The organism is Streptomyces sp. MI02-7b (assembly GCF_033793585.1).
Classification (GTDB): Bacteria; Actinomycetota; Actinomycetes; order Streptomycetales; family Streptomycetaceae; genus Actinacidiphila.
In genome coordinates this window covers 1-19444 of record NZ_JARAWX010000013.1, presented here as the reverse complement: position 1 = coordinate 19444, position 19444 = coordinate 1, and the positions used below count along the sequence as shown (strand labels likewise).

General features: G+C 73.7%; 15 protein-coding genes and 1 rRNA gene. 3 read left to right on the top strand and 13 right to left on the bottom strand.

Features of this window, described 5'->3' with window-relative positions:
* Positions 1-156: 156 nt before the first annotated feature.
* The 3 genes from PV364_RS21825 to PV364_RS21815 form a co-directional block, all read right to left on the bottom strand.
* A complete protein-coding gene (locus PV364_RS21825) occupies positions 157-2442 on the bottom strand; it encodes a tetratricopeptide repeat protein (RefSeq protein WP_319661835.1) in 2286 nt (761 codons plus the stop codon).
* A gap of 204 nt (positions 2443-2646) precedes the next feature.
* Positions 2647-3270 carry an NUDIX hydrolase gene (locus tag PV364_RS21820; RefSeq protein ID WP_319661834.1) on the bottom strand — a complete coding sequence of 208 codons (624 nt, stop codon included), beginning with the start codon at positions 3268-3270 and terminating at the stop codon, positions 2647-2649.
* A gap of 66 nt (positions 3271-3336) precedes the next feature.
* Positions 3337-4983, bottom strand: coding sequence for a CTP synthase (locus PV364_RS21815; RefSeq protein WP_319662046.1), 1647 nt, complete (start codon positions 4981-4983; stop codon positions 3337-3339).
* A gap of 406 nt (positions 4984-5389) precedes the next feature.
* Here PV364_RS21815 and PV364_RS21810 point away from each other — a divergent pair, with 406 nt between their 5' ends.
* On the top strand, positions 5390-7198 hold the full coding sequence (locus tag PV364_RS21810) for a glycoside hydrolase family 15 protein (RefSeq protein ID WP_319661833.1): 1809 nt from the start codon (positions 5390-5392) through the stop codon (positions 7196-7198).
* Between the two features lie 27 nt (positions 7199-7225).
* Here PV364_RS21810 and PV364_RS21805 read toward each other — a convergent pair whose 3' ends face one another.
* The 6 genes from PV364_RS21805 to PV364_RS21780 form a co-directional block, all read right to left on the bottom strand.
* Positions 7226-8362 carry a glycosyltransferase family 4 protein gene (locus PV364_RS21805; RefSeq protein WP_319661832.1) on the bottom strand — a complete coding sequence of 379 codons (1137 nt, stop codon included), beginning with the start codon at positions 8360-8362 and terminating at the stop codon, positions 7226-7228.
* Positions 8363-9184: 822 nt separating this feature from the next.
* On the bottom strand, positions 9185-10927 hold the full coding sequence (recN, locus tag PV364_RS21800) for a DNA repair protein RecN (protein ID WP_319661831.1): 1743 nt from the start codon (positions 10925-10927) through the stop codon (positions 9185-9187).
* A 38-nt stretch (positions 10928-10965) separates the two neighbouring features.
* Positions 10966-11886 (bottom strand): NAD kinase, encoded by a 921-nt coding sequence (locus PV364_RS21795; protein WP_319661830.1) that lies wholly within the window; start codon positions 11884-11886, stop codon positions 10966-10968.
* A complete protein-coding gene (locus PV364_RS21790; RefSeq protein WP_319661829.1) occupies positions 11883-12689 on the bottom strand; it encodes a TlyA family RNA methyltransferase in 807 nt (268 codons plus the stop codon). The genes PV364_RS21795 and PV364_RS21790 overlap by 4 nt, the downstream gene beginning before the upstream one ends.
* 7 nt (positions 12690-12696) lie before the next feature.
* Positions 12697-12951 (bottom strand): hypothetical protein, encoded by a 255-nt coding sequence (locus tag PV364_RS21785; protein WP_401976826.1) that lies wholly within the window; start codon positions 12949-12951, stop codon positions 12697-12699.
* Complete coding sequence (locus tag PV364_RS21780; protein WP_319661828.1) at positions 12944-14137, bottom strand: histone; 1194 nt, start codon at positions 14135-14137, stop codon at positions 12944-12946. The genes PV364_RS21785 and PV364_RS21780 overlap by 8 nt, the downstream gene beginning before the upstream one ends.
* A gap of 148 nt (positions 14138-14285) precedes the next feature.
* On the opposite strand from PV364_RS21780, the gene PV364_RS21775 reads away from it, so the two are divergent.
* Positions 14286-14633, top strand: a complete 348-nt coding sequence (locus tag PV364_RS21775) for a sterol-binding protein (protein WP_319661827.1) — start codon at positions 14286-14288, stop codon at positions 14631-14633.
* A 24-nt stretch (positions 14634-14657) separates the two neighbouring features.
* On the opposite strand, the gene PV364_RS21770 is transcribed toward PV364_RS21775, so the two are convergent.
* Positions 14658-15689, bottom strand: coding sequence for an HAD-IIA family hydrolase (locus PV364_RS21770; RefSeq protein ID WP_319661826.1), 1032 nt, complete (start codon positions 15687-15689; stop codon positions 14658-14660).
* Positions 15690-15761: 72 nt separating this feature from the next.
* Between PV364_RS21770 and PV364_RS21765 the strand changes: the two genes are divergently transcribed.
* Positions 15762-17048 (top strand): DUF1015 domain-containing protein, encoded by a 1287-nt coding sequence (locus PV364_RS21765; RefSeq protein ID WP_319661825.1) that lies wholly within the window; start codon positions 15762-15764, stop codon positions 17046-17048.
* Between the two features lie 76 nt (positions 17049-17124).
* On the opposite strand, the gene PV364_RS21760 is transcribed toward PV364_RS21765, so the two are convergent.
* The 3 genes from PV364_RS21760 to rrf all read right to left on the bottom strand — a co-directional run.
* Positions 17125-18006 (bottom strand): hypothetical protein, encoded by an 882-nt coding sequence (locus PV364_RS21760; protein ID WP_319662044.1) that lies wholly within the window; start codon positions 18004-18006, stop codon positions 17125-17127.
* A 23-nt stretch (positions 18007-18029) separates the two neighbouring features.
* Positions 18030-19055 (bottom strand): hypothetical protein, encoded by a 1026-nt coding sequence (locus PV364_RS21755; RefSeq protein ID WP_319661824.1) that lies wholly within the window; start codon positions 19053-19055, stop codon positions 18030-18032.
* A gap of 280 nt (positions 19056-19335) precedes the next feature.
* A 5S ribosomal RNA gene (rrf, locus tag PV364_RS21750) occupies positions 19336-19444 on the bottom strand; the annotation flags it as partial.

Below are 19444 nucleotides of genomic sequence, written 5' to 3'. Positions count from 1 at the left end.
GCCGATGTCAGGGTACGTCGGACCTGGCCGCGATGTTCGCGGTGTGACCAAGTGTAGTGAAGGAAGACTCGCTGTCCAGCCTTACAAAGTGACTACTTTCTTCGAAGGCATTGGCAGTTTCGTAGGTAGCGGCCGGTCAGGCCTTTCCCCTCGGCGTCAGCCCTCCTCGGCCTCCGGGCTCCGGGGGATCTCGGAGGCCGGGAGCAGCCGCCGGGCGGCCGCCCGCTGCAGCCGCGCACCCGCACGATCGCCCAGCCGGTCGAGGGTGTCGGCCATCCGCAGCAGCACCGCGCCCTCCAGCCGCCGCTCCCCCGCCTGCCGGGCCCAGTACAGGGCGTCCCGGCAGGTCCGCAGCGCGTCCTCGGGGTGGCCCGCGTACTCCTGGACCCGGGCCACCTCCGTCAGTGCGCGGGCCTGGGCCGGCAGGTCCTTCAGCCGCCGGTACGCGGCCACCGCGGCCCGCCACTCGCGCAGCGCGTGCCCGTACCGGCCGGCGTACGTCTGCAGCGCGCCGAGCCGGCCGTGCAGCCGGGCCGCGTGGATCAGCTCGCCGCGCGCCTGGCGCAGGGCGAGGGCCCTGCCGTACCAGTCGGACGCGCGCTGCGGGTCGTCCAGCTCCAGGTAGGTGCCGGCGATCGCCTCCAGGGCACGGCCCTCGGCGTCCCCGTCGAAACCCTCGCGGGCGGCGACGAGCGCGGCGCGGTAGCGGTCGAGGGCGTCGAGCGGACGGGCGCCCTCCACGTCGAGGTCGCCGATGTTGAGCAGCGCCGCGGCCTTCTCGCGGTGCAGTCCGCGCCGCTGGGCGACGTCCAGGACGAGGTGGTGCAGCTGGTAGCGCTCCGCGGCGTTCTCCCCGCCGCCCGGGTCGGCGGCCAGCGCGCGCACGAGCGCGGCCATCAGCCGCCGGGCCAGGGTGTCCAGTTCGCCGTCGGCGACGGCCAGCCGCGCGGCGGCCAGCAGGACCGGCAGCCGGTCGCGCAGCCACCCGGCCGCGGCCGGGCGGTCCGCGAAGCGCAGCGACTTCGGCAGCCCGTCCGCTTCCATGTCGGCGCCCTCCAGGCCCAGCCGGCAGGCGTGCAGCAGCCGTACGGTACGCTCCAGCATCCGGGCGCGGGCGAGCTGGGTCTCGGCGGGTTTGTCGGTGCCGCGCAGCAGCTCGTGCAGGGACGGGGTCAGCCAGCCCGGCACCCGGTACTGCCGGGGCAGCGGGTCCGCGACCGGCTCCGCGTGCAGCAGCCCGCAGCCGGCCAGGTTCTCCAGCGTCCCTTCGGCCTCGCCCACGGAGCAGCCCGCGAGCGCCGAGGCGGTCTGGGCGTCCACCAGGCCCGTGGGGGCCAGTGCGAGCAGCCGCAGCATCCGGGCGACGGCGGGGGCGAGCGCCCCGTACACGAAACGGAAGGCGCGCAGCAGCTCCGGCGGGGCGGTGGCGCGCGGTGCGGCGGGGGCGGGGGCCGCGGTGGGAGCGGGGTCCGCCGAGGGGGCGGGGGTGGTGCGCGGCACCACCCGGGACCGCTTGTCGACCGGCAGGGCGTCCGCGGTCCCGCGGCGGCCGACGTCCTCGCGCAGCACCCCGTCACCGGTGGTCGGGGCGACCGGTGCCGACTCGCGGGCGGCCGCCGGAGCGGGGGCCTGGGCCGGGGAATCCGCCCGGATGTCGTGCAGGCGGCGGGTCGCGTCGGCGACGGAGGTGCGCGGCTGGGTGGCGAGCCAGGCGCCGATCAGGCGGAGCGCCGCGGGATGTCCGCCGCACTCGTGGGCCAGCGCCTCGGCGGCCTTGGGGTCGTTGGTGACCCGGACCCGTCCCACGGCCTGGGCGAGCAGGTCCACGCAGGCGGCCGGGTCGAGTCCGCCCAGGGTGCACGGCCGTACGTCGGGCACACCGGGCAGCGGCCCCTCCGAGGTGGCGACGAACAGGTTGCCGGAGCCCTTGGGGAGCAGGTCGAGCAGCTGCCGCGGGTCGACCACGTCGTCCAGCACCAGCACCGCCCGGCGCGCGGCCAGCGCGGTGCGCAGCGCCGCGGACAGTTCCGCGCCTTCCGCTCCCGGCTCCGCGCCGACCCCCAGCGCCCGCAGCAGCGCCCGCGCGGACTGACCGGGGGGCACGGGTTCGCCCTCGTTGTCGCTGAGCCGGACGAAGAACTGCCCGTCGGGGTAGTGGTCGGCGACGTCGTGGGCCAGACGCAGCGCCAGGGAGGTGCGTCCGGAGCCGGGCCGCCCGGCCACCAGCAGCACCCGGCTCCCGTCGGGGCTGCGCCCGCGCAGCGTCGCGAGGCCCGGCCGGTCGATGTCGGCCCGCAGCTCCTCGAGCTCACGGCGGCGGCCGACGAAATGGGGCACGTCGGGCGGCAGCGTGCCGGGGGCGGGGGTCTGTACCGGCGGCTCCCGGAGGCCGTCGTCGCAAGCCGCCACCGATGCGTCGGCGTCCAGCACGTGATCCGCCACGGGCCCACTCCCGTTCTGAATGAGAACGGGACGAGCCTAGTTCACCCGGCGGGTCCGCCCCCCGGGCGCGACGCGGCCGAAAGCACCAATGATCACCCTCCCGGACGATCCGATGGTCCTACCGGGCCCCGGCCGCGCCGGGCCGGGCCGGGCTCCTCAGCGCGGCGGCCCGGCGCCGGCGGGGTCGGCCGGGATCAGCCGGAGTCAGTCGGCGTACGGTCGCGCGGGCCACTCCGCGTCCGCGGGCCGCAGCGCGTCCAGACCGTCTCCGGCACGTGCCGCATGAACCGCCAGCACGCCTGTCACCAGGCTGTTGTTGTGCAGACGGCCGGCGAGCGCGCCCCGCACGAGGTCGGTCAGCGCGACCCGGGCCAGCTCCATGTCGGCCTCTTCCTCCGACACCTCGTAGCGCTCGCCCTCCACCTCGGACAGACCTCGGGCGAGGAAGACGCGCACCGCCTCGTCGGAGCCGCCGGCCGAGGGGTAGACGTCGATCAGCACCCGCCAGTCCTCGGCCTTGGCGTGCGCCTCTTCGTACAGTTCGCGCTGTGCGGCGTGCAGCGGGTTCTCACCGGGGATGTCCAGCAGTCCGGCGGGGATCTCCCACAGTTTCATCCGTACGGGGTGCCGGTACTGCTTGAGGACCAGCACCCGGTCCTCGTCGTCCAGGGCCAGCACGGCCACCGAGCCCGGGTGGACCTGGTAGTCGCGCTTGGCGACGCCGCCGTCGGGCATGACGACCTCGTCGGTGCGGACACCGGTCTTGTTCCCGGTGAAAGGGGTGGTGGTGGCCGTGGTCCGCCACTCCTCAGGGGTGTCCTGCAGCATGCTGTGCCCTTCGTACGCAGTGCCGTGGCGGGCCGGGCTTCCGGCCCACCACGGCCACCGTACCGATCAGCCCTGGCGGCGCTTGACGGCGGCCGCGATCAGACCCGCGAACAGGGGGTGCGGACGGGTCGGCCGGGACTTGAGTTCGGGGTGCGCCTGGGTGGCGACCAGGTAGGGGTGCACCTCGCGCGGGTACTCGACGTACTCGACCAGCTTGTTGTCCGGCGAGGTGCCGGAGAACTGCAGACCGGCCTTCTTCTCCAGCTCGCCCCGGTAGGAGTTGTTGACCTCGTACCGGTGCCGGTGGCGCTCCTCGACGTAGGGCTCGCCGCCGTACACCTCGCGGACGATGGAGCCCTCGGCGAGCTTGGCCGGGTACAGGCCGAGCCGCATGGTGCCGCCCAGGTCGCCCTGGCCCGCGACGATGTCGAGCTGCTCGGCCATGGTGGAGATCACCGGGTGGGCGGTGGCCGGGTCGAACTCGGTGGAGTTGGCGTCCTTGATGCCGGCGAGGCTGCGGGCCGCCTCGATGACCACGCACTGCAGGCCCAGGCACAGGCCCAGCAGCGGGATGCCGTTCTCCCGGGCGTAGGTGATCGCCGAGACCTTGCCCTCCACGCCGCGGTCGCCGAAGCCGCCGGGCACGCAGATCGCGTCGACGTCACCGAGCTGGCGCGCGGCGCCGGCCGGGGTCTTGCAGTCGTCGGAGGTGACCCACTTGATGTTGACCTTGGCGTTGTTGGCGAAGCCGCCGGCGCGCAGCGCCTCGGTCACCGACAGGTACGCGTCGGGCAGGTCGATGTACTTGCCGACCAGCGCGACCTTCAGGTCGTGCTCGGGCTCGTGGACCCGCTTGAGCAGGTCGTCCCACTGCGTCCAGTCCACATCACGGAACGGCAGGTTCAGCCTGCGGACGACGTAGGCGTCCAGGCCCTCGGTGTGCAGCACCTTGGGGATGTCGTAGATCGACGGGGCGTCGATGGCGGCGACCACCGCCTCCTCGTCCACGTCGCACATCAGCGAGATCTTGCGCTTGATGGAGGTCGGCACGTCACGGTCGGCGCGCAGCACGATCGCGTCGGGCTGGATGCCGATGCTGCGCAGCGCGGCCACCGAGTGCTGCGTCGGCTTGGTCTTCAGCTCGCCGGAGGGGCCGATGTACGGCAGCAGCGAGATGTGCACCACGAAGACGTTGTCCCGGCCCACCTCGTGCCGGACCTGGCGGACGGACTCCAGGAAGGGCAGCGACTCGATGTCGCCGACGGTGCCGCCGACCTCGGTGATGACCACGTCCACGTCCTCGGTCGCCATGCGCCGGATACGGGACTTGATCTCGTTGGTGATGTGCGGGATGACCTGCACGGTGTCGCCGAGGTACTCGCCGCGGCGCTCCTTGGCGATCACCGAGGAGTAGACCTGGCCGGTGGTGACGTTGGCCGAGCCCGCGAGGTTCACGTCCAGGAAGCGCTCGTAGTGGCCGATGTCCAGATCGGTCTCGGCGCCGTCGTCCGTGACGAACACCTCACCGTGCTGGAAGGGGTTCATCGTGCCCGGGTCCACGTTGAGGTACGGGTCGAGCTTCTGCATGGTGACCCGCAGGCCCCGGGCCTTGAGCAGCGCTCCCAGGCTGGAGGCCGTCAGGCCCTTGCCGAGCGAGGAGGCGACACCCCCGGTGACGAAGAGGTGCTTGGTCGTCGTGGATTTGGGCGGCAGTGCCAAGAGGGGGCTCCCGTGGTCGCGAGGTGGTGGTCGGGACGGCACCATGGCGGTGAAGAGGGGTGGTGTCGTCGCGGCGGTTCAGTGGTTCAGGCCACCGGCCCACGGGCTACCAGGGTATCAGTGACGCGCACCAGCCGCGGAGGGCGGCTCTCTGGTGAAAAGGGGAGGTCGCGGGACATTGGTACGACAAAATGCACCCGACCGGCCCAGCAGGCTGAGTCGGGGCTTCCGCACCGCCCGCGTTGTCGTCGTATCCTGCTCGGACACATCGATTCGATGCGAGTGAACCGGCACGGCACCACCCCGCCTGCTCCCGGGAAAGAGCTCGTCGAAAGATCCACAGACCGCAAATACCGCCCCAGTCCCTAGGGGCGCCGCCGTCGTTCGACTGGAGACCTACGTGGCCGGGCGTATCGAGGATTACGCACTCATCGGCGATATGCAGACCGCCGCCCTGGTGTGCCGGGACGGCACGGTCGATTGGCTGTGTCTGCCCCGCTTCGACTCCCCCGCGATCTTCGCGGGCCTGCTCGGCACCGAGGAGCACGGCTACTGGCGGCTCGGCCCCGCCTTCCCGCACGGTGCGCAGCCGCCGGCCGCCACCCGGCGCCATTACCGGGGCGACTCCCTGGTGCTGGAATCGGAGTGGGACACCCCGCGCGGAACGGTCCGTGTGATCGATTTCATGCCGCCGCGTGACGGCGCCCCTCAGTTGATCCGGATCGTCGAGGGCGTGAGCGGCCGCGTGCCGATGCGCTCGGCACTGCGCATGCGCTTCAGCTACGGCTGGGTCACGCCGTGGGTGCACAAGGTCGGGGACCGCACCGTCGGCGTCGCCGGCCCGGACTCGGTCTGGATCGACACCGATGTCGAGACCTACGGCGAGCACCTCACCACGTACGCCGACTTCACCGTGGCCCCCGGCGACCGCGTCGCCTTCACGATCAGCTGGCAGCCCTCGCACAAGGAGCCGCCCCCGCTCGCCGACCCCGAGTCCTCGCTGGAGGCTACCGAGGACTTCTGGCGCGAGTGGGTCGCCCAGTGCACCTACCACGGGCCCTACCGGGACGCCGTGGTCCGCTCCCTGATCACGCTCAAGGCGCTGACGTACGGGCCCACCGGCGGCATCGTGGCCGCGCCGACGACCTCGCTGCCAGAGGACATCGGCGGCGTCCGCAACTGGGACTACCGCTTCACCTGGCTGCGCGACGCGGCGATCACCCTGTCGTCCCTGCTGCGCACCGGCTACCGGGACGAGGCCCGCGCCTGGCGCGAGTGGCTGCTGCGCGCGGTCGCCGGCGACCCGGAGAACCTGCAGATCATGTACGGCATCGCCGGCGAGCGCGAGCTCGGCGAGACCGAGCTGGACTGGCTGCCCGGCTACGAGGGCTCGACCCCGGTCCGGGTCGGCAACGGCGCCGCCCACCAGCTGCAGCTCGACGTCTACGGCGAGGTCACCGAGGCGCTCCACCTGGCCCACATGACCGGCCTGGCCCGCAACGACTACGCCTCGCTGCTCCAGCTCCGGCTCATCCACTACCTCGAGGACCACTGGGACGAGCCGGACGAGGGCATCTGGGAGGTCCGCGGCCCGCGCCGGCACTTCGTTCACTCCAAGGTCATGGCCTGGGTCGCCGTCGACCGCACCGTCAAGCTCATCGAGTCCGGCGAGGTCGACGGCCCGCTGGAGCGCTGGCGCGACCTGCGCGACGAGATCCACCGGGACGTGTGCGAGAAGGGTTACGACAAGGAGCGCAACACCTTCACGCAGTCCTACGGCTCGCGCGAGCTCGACGCGTCGCTGCTGCTCATCCCGCAGGTCGGCTTCCTGCCGCCGGACGACAAGCGCGTCATCGGCACCATCGAGGCGATCCAGCGGGAGCTGTCCACCGAGGACGGCTTCGTGCTGCGCTACCCGACCGACGCCCCGCCCGGCGGTGAGAACCTCGACGGCCTCCCCGGCGACGAGGGCGCCTTCCTCGCCTGCTCGTTCTGGCTCGCCGACGACCTCGCCATGATCGGCCGGGTCGATGAAGCGCGCCGGCTGTTCGAGCGGCTGCTGGCCCTGCGCAACGACCTCGGCCTGCTGGCGGAGGAGTGGGACCCGCGCCTGCAGCGTCAGGTCGGCAACTTCCCGCAGGCGTTCAGCCATGTCCCGCTGATCGACACCGCGCTGCGGCTGACCGCGAGCGGCGCGTACGGCGGCTGAACAGCCGCCAGGCCCCCCGGGCGGCGATCAGCGCGAGGACAACTCGTCGTAGATGCTGAGCACTTGGGCGACCGTGTCATCCTCGGTCGGCCAGGTGCCCGCCTGCGCGGGGCCGGCGGCGGCCAGTTCGGCCCGCCGCGCCGGATCGCCGAGCAGGCGCACCACGGTGTCGGCGAGCCGCTTCGGGTCGCCGTAGGGAACCAGTTCGGCGGCGTCGCCCACGAGTTCAGGGGTGCCGCCGACGTTCGTCGCGACCAGCGGGACCCCCGCGTGCAGGGCCTCCTGGGCGATGACCGAGCGGGCCTCCCAGCGGGAGGGCAGCACCACCGCGTCGGCGGCGGCCAGCAGTTCGGGCACGTCGTCACGCAGGCCCAGCAGCAGCACCGGCAGCCGCTCGGTGTCGATGCGTTCCTGGAGCTCCGGCCGCAGCGATCCCTCACCCGCGACCACCAGCAGCGGCTGCGGGTGCAGCCGCGTCCAGCCGTGGGCCGCGTCCAGCAACCGGTCGTACCCCTTGTGCGGCTCCAGGCGGCCGACCGCGAGCAGCAACGGCCGCTCCCCGGCGCCGAATTCGTCCCGCGCCTTCTGGCGGCGCCGTTCCGCCTCGGCGACCGCCTCGGGCGTCGCGGCGGTCCTGGGCGGCAGCGGCACACCGATGGGCGCCAGCCGGGCGTCCCGGGCGCCGACCGCGCGGGCCCTGTCCACCAGGTCCGAGGACGCGCCCAGCACCACGGACGCGGCCCGCGCCACGCGCCGTTCCAGCAACCGCAGCAGCGGTTTGCGGGCGCCCTCCGCGAAGACCGCGCCGTGCCAGGTGACCACCAGCGGGGTGCGCCGCCCACCCAGCGCCACGGTGGCCAGCAGGCCGGCCCGCAGGCCGTGCGCGTGCACGACATCCGCCCCGGCGCAGGCCGCCCGCAGAGCCGTCACCACCGCCGCGTCCGCGCGCGGCACGGATCGGCGGGTGATCTCCACCGGAGCGAACCGCGCCCCGGCCGCGGCGAATCCGTACCGCTCCTCCGCCGCGCCCGGCCCGCAGACCGTCACCTGCACCCCACGCGCCGCCAACCCGCCCGCGACCGAGGCCACATGGGCCCTCCCGGTCTCACCCAGCACATGGACGGCGTGCAGCTGCCCGTGCGGGGGGCTCGGAGTACTGCTCACGCGCGGTCGGACTCCTGACTCGGCATCGGGCGAAGGGGATTGCAGTGTGCTGCCCTCCAGGATGCCAGGCCAATACGCCATCCAGGGAGCGCTGCGCGGCGCGCGCCCGGTCGCACGTACGCGGGACCACCCTTACGAGTGCGTCAGCGTGCTCCAACCCGCGCCCGCCCGGCCCGCACCCGGTGCGTACGCCGGGCGTCGCGGCGCCGCGGACCAGCACCCTACGGTGCGCCACACACCTTGCCCACGGTCAGAGCCGTGCCGATCCAACCCGGTCCGCACGACCGGCCCCGGCCCACCCACATCCGCCCCACGGCGCCCGCCGGCACACCGCGCACGCCCCGCCCGCCGTCAGAACCGCCGATCCAACCCGGTCCGCACAACCAGCCCCGACTCGCACACATCCGCCCCACAGCGCCGCCGGCGGGCATTGCCGTCCAGTCGGCCCGCCTTCCGCGTGAGCGGGGCCGCAGCGGGACGTACCCGGCCGACGCCCGGTCCGGAACGAGCGCGCGCCTGCGGAGCGGCATCGGAACGCCCGACACCCCGGACTCCGGGCGACGGGCCCCGCCCCGACCGCGCGGACAGGCACCCGGCCCTCAGCCGTCGTGGGACGGGACACAGGCCGCACAACGCGCCTCCCCGCAATCGCCGGGAGCCGGGGCCACTGGAGCCCCATAGTGCGACGGCGAGAAGCGCCGGGCCTGCCGGAGACACCGGACCCACGGGCTCGGCCCGCTGCCGGTCGCCGCAAGCAGCGCACCCGCGGGACCGGGCCGGGCGAACACCCCCCGGCCCGGTACCGCCGCGGACGCGGCCGCCTCAGCGGGCCTCGCGGGCCGCCGCGAGCAGTTCCTCCGCGTGGGCGCGTCCCAGCTCGGAGTCCTCAAGACCGGCGAGCATGCGCGACAGCTCGCGCACCCGCTCCTCGCCCTCCAGCACGCGCACACCGCTGCGGGTCACGGAGCCGTCGTTGGTCTTCTCGACCAGCAGTTGGCGGTCGGCGAAGGCCGCCACCTGCGGCAGGTGCGTGACGACCACGACCTGCGCGGTCCGCGCCAGCTTGGCCAGGCGCCGGCCGACCTCGACGGCCGCCTTGCCGCCGACACCCGCGTCGACCTCGTCGAAGAGGTAGGTGGGCACGGGGTCGGACCCCGCGAAGACCACCTCGACCGCGAGCATCACGCGGGAGAGCTCACCGCCGGAGGCGCCCTTGGAGATCGGCCGGGGCGGTGCGCCGGGGTGCGGCGCGAGCTGCAGTTCCACCTCGTCCGCGCCGGTCGCGCCGAAGGCGACCGGGCGCCCGCCCACCAGCACGCCCTCGGGGTCCTCGGTCTGCCGCAGGGCGACCGAGACACGGGCGTGCGGCATGGCGAGCTGCGCGAGCTCCGTGGTCACGGCCCCGGCGAAACGGTCCGCCGCCTCCGCGCGGGCGTCGCTGAGCGCCTGCGCGAGGTCGCCGAGCTCGGCCCGCAGGGCGTCGCGCTCGACGGTCAGCTCCGTGATCCGGTCGTCGTCGCCCTCCAGCTCGCCCAGGCGCGCGCCGCCGGTGGCCGCCCACGCCAGGACGGCGTCGATGTTCTCGCCGTACTTGCGCGTCAGGTGCGCGAGGACGGCGCGCCGGTCCTCGACCGCGGCCAGTCGCCGCGGGTCGGCGTCCAGGTTGTCCGCGTACCCGGCCAGATCGCCGGCCACATCGCCGAGGAGGATGCCGATCTCGCCGATCCGGTCGGACAGCGCGGCGAGCTCCGGGTCGTGCGAGCGCACGGCGTCCAGGGCGCGCTGGGCGCCCGCGACGAGCATCCCCGCGTCGACGCCCTCGGGGTCCTCCGGGTTGCCCGCCAGGGCGGCGTGGGCCTGGCTGGCGGCCGAGGCGAGCGCCTCGGCATGGCCCAGCCGCTCCGCCTCGGCGGCCAGCTCGTTGTCCTCGCCCGGCAGCGGCTCCGCGTCGGCGACCTCGTCCAGGCCGAAGCGCAGCAGGTCCGCCTCCTGGGCCCGTTCCCGGGCCCGGGTGGTCAGCTCGTCCAGCTCGCCGGCGACCTCGCGCAGCCGGCGGTAGGCGGCGCCGTACTTGGCCAGCGGCACGGCGACGGCGTCCCCCGCGTACCGGTCCAGGGCCTCGCGCTGGCGCGCGGGCCGCAGCAGCCCCTGCTGGTCGGTCTGACCGTGCACGGCCACCAGCTCGTCCGCCAGCTCGCCCAGCAGCCCCACGGGCACCGAGCGGCCGCCCACGTACGCCCTGGAGCGGCCCTCCGCCGAGACCGTACGGCTGATGAGCAGCGCACCGTCGTCCAGCTCGGCACCGGCCTCCTCGGCCCGCACGGCGGCGGGCGCGTCGGCACTCAGCGTGATCCGCCCCTCGACGGACGCCGATTTCGTGCCGATCCGGACCAAACCCGGGTCGGCGCGGCCGCCCAGGAGCAGCCCGAGACTCGTGACGACCATGGTCTTGCCCGCGCCGGTCTCGCCGGTCACCGCGGTGAAGCCGGGTGACAACTCCACCACGGCGTCCTCGATGACTCCCAGCGACCTGATCCGCATTTCCTCCAACACGGATACGACCATACGAGGTTTGCGGCCCGCCGCGCGACGGGCCTCACTCCTCAGTGCGCCGCGCCCCGCCAGCCCGCGACCGGAAGGGCGAACTTCGCGACCAGCCGGTCGGTGAACGAGGCGTGGTGCAGCCGCGCCAGCCGCACCGGTACGGCACCCCGCCGCACCTCGACGCGCGCTCCCGCGGGCAGGTCGACCGACCGTCGTCCGTCGCACCACAGGACCCCGTGCGGCGTCTTGGGCTGCACCTCGACTGCGAGCACCGACCTCGGCGAGGTGACCAGCGGCTTGGCGAACAGCGCGTGCGCGCTGATCGGCACCATGAGCAGCGCCTCGACCTCCGGCCAGACCACCGGGCCGCCTGCGGAGAAGGCGTACGCCGTCGATCCGGTCGGGGTCGCCATGACCACTCCGTCGCCGCCGAACCGGGAGACCGGACGGCCGTCCACCTCCGTGACGACCTCCAGCAGCCGCTCGCGCGCCTGCTTCTCCACCGACGCCTCGTTGAGCGCCCAGTCGGTGTGCACGACACGGCCGTCGTTGCGGACCAGGACGTCGATCGTCATGCGTTCCTCGACCTCGTAGTCGCGCGTGACGACCCGGTCGACGACCTTGTCCAGGTCGTCCCGCTCCGCCTCCGCGAGGAAGCCGACGCGGCCCAGATTGACGCCGAGCATCGGCACGCCCGAGGCCCGGGCGAACTCCGCGCCGCGCAGCAGGGTGCCGTCACCGCCGAGCACGATGATCAACTCGCAGTCCTCGACGGTCTCCGGGCCGATCTCCTGCACCCGCTGCACCGCGTCGCTGTCCGGCAGGGTGAGGTCCTCGGCCTCCTCGGCCAGCACCCGCACGCCGATGCCGCATCGCCGCAGTCCCTGGACGACCCGCTCCGCACTGCGGATGGCGGCCGGCCGGCCGGTGTGCGCCAGCAGGAGGACGGTGCGCTCCTGCGCCTGAAGTGTCTCGCTCAACGGGGCCCCTCCGCCACGGCGCGGTCGACGTCGGCCGGGTCCAGCTCGGGTGCCCCGGCGCGCAGCCACAGAAAGTACTCCACATTCCCCGACGGTCCCGGCAACGGGCTCGCGGTCACGCCCAGCACCCCCAGTCCAAGTTCGGCCGCCTGTCCGGCGACCTGGCGTACGGCTTCGGCGCGCAACTGGGAGCTGCGCACGACACCGCCGCTGCCCAGCCGTTCCTTCCCGACCTCGAACTGCGGCTTGACCATGAGGACAAGGTCCGCGTCGGGCGCGGAGCAGCGGACGAGAGCGGGAAGGACGAGCCCGAGCGGAATGAAGGACAGGTCGCCGACGACGATGTCGGCCGGCCGGCCGTCGATCTGCTCGAGCGTCAACTCGCGTACGTTGGTACGGTCCTTGACGGTGACGCGTTCATCGCTCTGCAGCGACCACGCGAGCTGGCCGTAGCCGACGTCCACCGCCACGACGTGCGCGGCGCCGTTGCGGAGCAGTACGTCCGTGAAGCCGCCGGTCGACGCGCCGGCGTCCAGCGCCCGGCGCCCCTCCACGGCCAGTCCCAGCGGCACGAAGGCCGCCAGTGCCCCGGCGAGCTTGTGCCCGCCTCGGGAGACGTAGTCCGGGTCCGAGCCGTCCTCGGCCACGACCACCGCCGCGCTGGTCTCCACCTGCGTGGCGGACTTGGTCGCGGTCGTCCCGCCCACGGTCACCCGGCCGGCGGCGATCAGCTGCCCGGCGTGCTCCCGTGAGCGGGCGAGGTTCCGGCGCACCAGCTCGGCGTCGAGTCGGCGTCGTGCCACGTGAGGTTCAGCTCCTGTTGTCGTCGAGTCTCGTGAGGGCGTCACGCAGCCCTCGGTGTACATCCTCGTACACCTCGATGTGGTCCTCGGTGGGGAGCGCGTCGGCGTCCCCCAGGCGGACAAGCACGCCGTCCACCTCGGTATTCCCCGTCGCCTCCACCACGACCCCCAGCGGCTGGGGCCCCTCCGGCCCCGGCGCCGCCTCCGGTGCCCCCTGGGCTGTCGCCTCAGGCGTCACCTGTACCGCTCCCGTCTCAGTCACGGCCCGCCTCCCGCGTCCCGGTGGCCTTCTTCGCCGCGGTCTTCCTGGCGGCGGTCTTCTTGGCCGCCGGGTTCGCGGTGGCGGTCTTCTTCGCCGCGCTCTTGACGGGGGCCGTCTTCGCCGTGGTGGCGGCCTTCTTGGCCGGGGCCTTCTTCGCCGCCGGAGCCGCCTTCTTCGCGGCAGCCGCGGCCGATGCCGGGGTCGCGGACTTCGGCGCGGCGGGCACCGCCCCTGAGGCGGCGCTCTTGCGCGCGGTGGGCGCCGAGGCCGTCTTGGCCGCGGGCGCGGCCTTCTTGGCGGCGGTCTTCTTCGCCGGGGCGGTCGGGGCCGCGGGCGCGGCCTTGCGAGCGGAGGGGGTCTTCTTGGCCGGTGTCGCCTTGGTGGGTGTCGCCCTGGCCGGTGTCGCCTTGGTGGCGGACGCGGCCTTGGTGGCGGCAGCAGTCTTCTTGGCGGGAGCCGCCTTCTTGGCCGGGGCCTTCTTCGCCGCCGGAGCCGCCTTCTTCGCCGGAGCCGCGGCCGATGCCGGGGTCGCCTTCTTCGGCGCGGCGGGCACCGCCCCGGGGGCGGCGTTCTTGCGCGCGGTGGGCGCGGCGACGGGGGTCCTGGACGGCGCGGCCGCCTCCTTGGGGGAGGCCGGAGGCGTCGCGGGGGCGGCGTTCTTGCGCGCGGTGGGAGTGGCGGCCGTGGCCGGCCCTTCCTCCCCCTCGACCGGCACGTGCTCGACGGGCGGCTGCGGCGGCACGTACAGCCCCGGTTCGGCCTCCACGCCGTCCATGTCGTCGTCCATACCGTCCGCGTCAGACGTGGCAGCCGTGTCGGAGGCGCCGGCGGCCGTCCTGGCCCGCCCGTCGCCCTCCAGGTTGCGGATGCGCCGCTCCAGCGCCTCCAGGACGACCCCGACCCGGGTGACGTCGTCCGCGAGGCGGCTGACCCGGGTCATCGCCTTGTCGATCTCCTCGCGGATGAGCCCGACGAGCAGGTCCCGGTTGGCGCGCCCAGCCGTCATCAGCTCATCGGCGAGCGTCTGGACCTCCGCCGGGATGCGCCGGCCGATCGAACGCTGGACTTCCTCGACGTCTATCCCCGCCTGGTCCAGCAGCTCTCTCGCCGCCCCGACCGCCCGTCGCCGGGTGGCCTCGGTCAGGCCGCCCGCAATCTGCAGGCAGGTCCGCAGCGCGTCCCGCATCGCCCTCACTCCTCACCTTCGGGTTCACCGGTCTCCGTGCTTCTCGTTGGTCATGACGCTACCCCGTAGCGGCCCGCGCCTCGCCAAGGGTCCGCTGCGGTACCGTCGATCAGCACACGTCAGCATCCGAACGGGAGACGCACAACCGATGGCGACCATCGAGGAGTGCCGCAGCGCACTCGACCGGCTGTCGGAGAACCTCGCAAGGGCGGAGGGCGACGTGCGCAGCGCGGCCGCCCTCGACCGCTCGCTGAGCTGCCGCATCACCGACCTCGACATCACCTTCGTCGGCCGGCTCTCCGGCGGCCGCATCCAGGATGTCGTCACCGTGCCCGGCACGCCGGACGAGCGCGCGCAGATACGGCTCACCATGGCCGGTGACGACCTGGTCGCGCTCGTCGACGGCAGGCTGCACTTCGCGAAGGCGTGGGGCAGCGGCCGGGTGAAGCTGGAGGCGGCCCTGCGCGACCTCCTGCGGCTGCGCAAGCTCCTCTAGCCGCCCTCCCGGCGCCCGGCCCGGCTAGCTCAGGCCCAGCCGGGCCAGGGCCTTCTCCGCGTCCAGAGTGCAGGTACCGCCACCTGCCGCCGTCCAGGCCGCCGCGCACAGCGCGCGCAGCCCGTCCATGGGTTCGCCCTGCCCGTCCAGCAGGAGCGCGCCCTCGCCCGCCAGCGCCGTCCAGCCACCGCAGCGGTACGCCCCCTCGCCGCCGGCCGCCTCCACCTCGGGCTGCGGCGTGAGCAGCCCGCGCAGATCCGCGTCCACGTACGTCGGCCGGTGCTGCGGAGGCGCGGCGAGCAACTGCGCCGCGGTGGTGACCCCGGTCAGGACCAGCAGGGAGTCGACGCCACCCGCGTGCGCGCCCTCGATGTCGGTGTCGAGCCGGTCCCCCACCACCAGGGGCCGCTCGGCGCCCGTCCGGATGACGGTCTCGCGGTGCATCGGGGGCAGCGGCTTGCCGGCGATCTGCGGCGTCGCGCCGGTCGCGATCCGCACGACCTCCACGAGCGCGCCGTTGCCGGGCGCCGTGCCGCGCGCGGTCGGAATCGTCAGGTCGGTGTTGGACGCGAACCAGGGCACGCCCCGGTTGACCGCGTACGCGGCTTCCGCGAGCTGCTCCCAGCCGACCTTGGGCGAGTAGCCCTGGACGACCGCCGCGGGGTCGTCGTCGGCGGAGTCCACCGGCCGCAGTCCGCGCTCGCGCAGCGCCTCCACCAGCCCCTCCCCACCGACCGCCAGCACCCGCGCCCCGGTGGGCACCTGGTCGGCGATCAGCCGGGCGACCGCCTGCGCCGAGGTGATGACCTCCGACGCCTCCGCGGGCACGCCCAGCCGGGTCAGGTGCTCCGCGACGGCCTGCGGGGTGCGGGCCGCGTTGTTGGTGACGTACGCCAGGTGCATACCGTGCCCGCGCGCCATGCCGAGCGAGTCGACCGCGTGCGCGATGGCGTCGCCGCCGGCGTACACGACCCCGTCGAGATCGAGCAGCGCCGTGTCGTACGCCTGGTCCAAAGGCTGTTCACTGCCGTCCGGCACGGTCCGGTGAGTCGTCATCGGGCTGTCGCTCCTCGTATGTTGTCGATCACTCGGCACTCCCCGCGGGCATGACCCGCGTAGCATTCCCGGATGAGCATTTCCGGACCCGCTGCACCGGGTGGTTTGCGGCTCGCGCCGTTCCGCGCGCTCCGCTACGTCCCCGAGCGGGTCGGCAGCCTGGCCGCGGTCACCTCGCCACCGTACGACGTCGTCGTCCGGCCCGAGGGACAGCGGCACCTCGAGACAGCCGACCCGCACAATGTCGTGCGGCTCATCCTCCCCAGCGCCGAGCCCCCGGACGGCCGGCACCTCAAGGCGGCCTCCGCGCTGTCCCAGTGGCAGAAGGACGGCGTCCTCGCCCTGGACCCCGCCCCCGCGCTGTACGTCTACGAGCAGCACGACGGCGACCACCTGCAACGGGGACTCATCGGCGCCCTGCGGCTGACCCCGCCCGAGGAGCGCATCGTCCTCCCCCACGAGGACGTCATGCCCGGACCGGTCGCCGACCGCGCCGCCCTCATGCGCGCCACCGCCGCGAACCTCGAACCGCTGCTGCTGTCGTACCGCGGCGAGGACGGACCCGCCGGCCGGATCGTCGAACGCACCGTCCAGGAAGCCCCGCTGCTCGCCACGACCACCGAGGACGGCATCCGGCACCGCCTGTGGGCGATCACCGACGCCGACGCCATCGCGGCCGTCGGCGCCGACCTGTCGCGCCACCAGGCACTCATCGCCGACGGCCACCACCGCTGGGCCACCTACCTGAGGCTCCAGTCCGAGCACCACGGCCCGAGCCCCTGGGACTACGGCCTCGTCCTGCTCGTCGACAGCGCCCGCTACCCGCTGCGGGTCCGCGCGATCCACCGCGTACTGCCCCAACTGCCCCCCGCCCTCGCCCTGGAAGCCGCCCGCAAGGCCTTCCGGGTCCGCGAACTGCCGGGCCCGCTCCCCCAGGCCCTGGCCGCCCTCGAGGACGCCACGGCCGAGGGCAACGCCTTCGTCCTGAGCGGCGACAACGGCTTCCACCTGCTGGACCGGCCCGATCCGGACCTGACCGCGCTGGCCGTCCCGCACGACCGCCCCGAGGCATGGCGGCGGCTCGACGCGACCGTGCTGCACAGCCTGTTGCTGGACCGCGTCTGGGAGGTCCCCGACTCCCCCGAGCACATCCAGTACATCCACGACACGGAGGCGGCCGTGGCGCACGCGCGGCGGCTGGGCGGCACCGCCGTGCTCATCCACCCGGTGCAGGAGAGCGTCGTCCACGAACTCGCCCGCCAGGGCGTCACGATGCCGCGCAAGTCGACGTCGTTCGGGCCCAAGCCGGCTTCCGGCCTGGTCCTGCGCAGCCTGGAGCCGGAGGGCACACCGGCCTGACGCGGAACGCCGAAGGGCGGCACCCGCGTGATGCGGGTGCCGCCCTCTTCGTTCGCTGTCCGCGGAGCGCCGCGGGTCAGTCCTCGGTGTCGCGCGAGGGCTCCTTGAACGGGTTCTCGAGGAAGGCCGACGGATCGGCCTCGTCGGTCAGGTCGACCTCGGGCTCCTCCACCGGGGCGGCGGGGCGCTCGTCCGCCGTGGCCTTCGCCTCCGGCTCGTCGTCCTCGTCCTCGTCGTCCTCGTCGTCCTCGTCCTCGTGTTCCGCGTCCGCGCCGGACGGCTCCACCGTGTCGTCGCCGGGGACGACCGCGTCGTCGTCCTCGTCGTCCAGGACGTCGACGAAGGCCACGCCGTCCAGCTGCGCCAGTCGGTCGGAGGCGTCCGTGCTGCCGGTGTGGTCGGCCTCCACCGCCTTGGCGAACCACTCGCGCGCCTCGTCCTCACGGTCGACGGCGAGCAGCGCGTCGGCGTACGCGTAACGCAGCCGGGCGGTCCACGGGTGAACGGCGTTCGACGCCAGCTCGGAGCTCTGCAGCGTGACGACCGCGGCCTCGTTCTGGCCCATGTCGCGCCGGGCCCCGGCCGCCACCAGGCGCATCTCCACCTGGCCGGCGCGGTCCAGCTTGTGCACCTCCGGGGCGCCCGCCATCTCCAGCGCGCGCTCCGGACGGCCCATGCCTCGCTCGCAGTCCGCCATGACCGGCCACAGGTCGACCGTGCCCGTCATCCGGCGGCAGGTCCGGAACTCGGCCAGCGCCTCGGAGTACCGCTCCGTGGCGTACGACGCGAAACCGGCCGCCTCACGGACGGCGGCGACGCGCGACGCGAGCCGCAGCGCGACACGGGAGTACCCGTAAGCCGCGTCCGGGTCCTCGTCCAGCAGCCGGGCCACCATCACGAGGTTGCGCGCCACGTCCTCCGCCAGCGTCTTCGGCAGGCTCATGAGCTCCTGCCGCACGCTCGGGTCGATCTCCTGGCCCGTCACGTCCTCCGGGATCGGCAGCCGCTTGATCGGCTCCCGCTCCTCACGGCGGTCGTCACGGCCCCGCGTGTCCGCGAAGCGGCCACGCCCCTGCACATACGGACGCCGGCCACCGCGGTCGTCGTCCCTGCGCGGACCACGCGGTCGGTCGTCGCGACGGTCGTCACGGCGGAACCCACCACGGTCGTCACCGGGACGGTCCTGACGCGGACGGTCCTCACGGGGACGGTCGTAGCGCGGACGCTCGTCACGACGGTCGTCACGACGGAACCCACCGCGGTCGTCTCGGGGACGGTCCTCGCGGGGGCGATCGTCACGGGGGCGATCGTAGCGCGGACGCTCGTCACGACGGTCGTCACGACGGAACCCACCACGGTCACCACCGGGACGGTCCTGACGCGGACGGTCCTCACGCGGGCGATCGTCACGGGGACGGTCGAAGCGCGGACGCTCGTCACGACGGTCGTCACGACGGAACCCACCACGATCGCCACCGGGACGGTCCTCACGAGGACGGTCGTAGCGCGGACGCTCGTCACGACGGTCGTCACGACGGAACCCACCACGGTCACCACCGGGACGGTCCTCACGCGGGCGATCGTCACGGGGACGGTCGAAGCGCGGACGCTCGTCACGACGGTCGTCACGACGGAACCCACCACGATCGCCACCGGGACGGTCCTCACGGGGACGGTCGTAGCGCGGACGCTCGTCACGACGGTCGTCACGACGGAACCCACCGCGATCGCCACCGGGACGGTCCTGACGCGGACGATCGTCACGCGGGCGATCGTCACGGGGACGGTCGAAGCGCGGACGCTCGTCACGACGGTCGTCACGACGGAACCCACCACGGTCACCACCGGGACGGTCCTGACGCGGACGGTCCTCACGGCGGAACCCACCGCGATCGCCACCGGGACGGTCCTGACGCGGACGGTCCTCACGGGGACGATCGCCACCAGGACGGTCGTCGCGACGGAAGCCACCTCGATCGTCCCGCCGGTCCTCACGGGGCCGGTCATAACGGGGGCGATCGTCGCGACGGAAACCGCCGCCGGCTCGGTCGCCTTCGCGGCGGGGACCGCTGCTGCGGAAACCACCCCGGTCGCCGCCCTGACGCGGCGCGCGCCGCTCCGGCCGATCCGGCCTTTCCTCGGGCGTGTTGGACATCGACATGACTCCTGTCGTTCGTACTGCTGTAGTGCCAGTCTCGCGTACCGTCCGCGGACTGCGCACTGGCGTGAAAAACAAAAGGACCCCCGGCCCCAGCGCTTTGGCCAGGACCGAGGGTCCAGAAAGATTGTTCGGCGGTGTCCTACTCTCCCACAGGGTCCCCCCTGCAGTACCATCGGCGCTGAAAGGCTTAGCTTCCGGGTTCGAAATGTAACCGGGCGTTTCCCTAACGCTATGA

Excerpts from the sequence above, each read along its gene's own strand:
- PV364_RS21820 (WP_319661834.1), bottom strand. The coding sequence starts at position 3,270 with ATGCTGCAGGACACCCCTGAGGAGTGGCGGACCACGGCCACCACCACC.
- recN (WP_319661831.1), bottom strand. The coding sequence starts at position 10,927 with ATGGTCGTATCCGTGTTGGAGGAAATGCGGATCAGGTCGCTGGGAGTC.
- PV364_RS21780 (WP_319661828.1), bottom strand. The coding sequence starts at position 14,137 with ATGCGGGACGCGCTGCGGACCTGCCTGCAGATTGCGGGCGGCCTGACC.
- PV364_RS21775 (WP_319661827.1), top strand. The coding sequence starts at position 14,286 with ATGGCGACCATCGAGGAGTGCCGCAGCGCACTCGACCGGCTGTCGGAG.
- PV364_RS21770 (WP_319661826.1), bottom strand. The coding sequence starts at position 15,689 with ATGACGACTCACCGGACCGTGCCGGACGGCAGTGAACAGCCTTTGGAC.
- PV364_RS21765 (WP_319661825.1), top strand. The coding sequence starts at position 15,762 with ATGAGCATTTCCGGACCCGCTGCACCGGGTGGTTTGCGGCTCGCGCCG.
- PV364_RS21755 (WP_319661824.1), bottom strand. The coding sequence starts at position 19,055 with ATGACCGGCCCCGTGAGGACCGGCGGGACGATCGAGGTGGCTTCCGTC.